At 36.1% G+C, this 673-nt stretch carries 2 protein-coding genes; both read left to right on the forward strand.

Annotated features, from left to right (window positions below; genetic code table 11):
* Positions 1-198: IS1 family transposase (locus Xhom_RS25235; RefSeq protein ID WP_244590771.1), on the forward strand; the 198-nt coding region annotated here is incomplete at its 5' end.
* A 23-nt stretch (positions 199-221) separates the two neighbouring features.
* Positions 222-536, forward strand: a complete 315-nt coding sequence (locus Xhom_RS25240; protein ID WP_069315330.1) for a phage protein NinX family protein — start codon at positions 222-224, stop codon at positions 534-536.
* The last annotated feature ends 137 nt before the right edge of the window (positions 537-673 follow it).

A 673-nucleotide genomic window follows, 5' to 3' on the forward strand; every position in this document is an offset into this window, starting at 1 on the left:
GATTATGTTGTTTATGATAACCTTCCCGAGGAAGATCACCTGACTGGAAAGACGTTTACTCAGCGTATAGAGAGAACGAATTTAACTCAGCGTACTCGAATAAAAAGACTGAATAGAAAAACTATCAGTTATTCAAAATCCGAAGAAATGCACGATAAGGTGATAGGAACTTTTATTGAGCGTGAGTACTATTTTTGATATTCAATCTAACTATTTAATACATGACCGGATTATCGGATTTTGAAATTAATAAATTGGTAGCAGAACATATTGGTATCACACCAGATAATATATTCGACAAGGAGAATGTAGTTTTTAAACCAGTTGGAAATGATAATTTTGAAAAATTCGACCCCTGTAATAAACCAGAACATGCAATGCCAACTATTATCGAGAATGGAATCAGCCTGATATTTCAAGATAGAAAATTTCACTATGCAAGTAATGATGGTGAAATGGAATGCTTTATCGACAATCCATATAAAGCAGCGATGGTTATATTTCTGCATATAAAGGACATGGAGAATGAAATATAGCCTCATATTAGCCGATCCTCCGTGGCAATATAATAACTCAGCCAGCAACGGAGCAGCCAACAATCACTACACTACCACCGATTTTTATTCCCTCACCCGATTACCCATAGAACAAATAGCCGCTGAAAACTCCGTCC

The sequence above is a fragment of the Xenorhabdus hominickii genome (assembly GCF_002632725.1).
Lineage (GTDB): Bacteria > Pseudomonadota > Gammaproteobacteria > Enterobacterales > Enterobacteriaceae > Xenorhabdus > Xenorhabdus hominickii.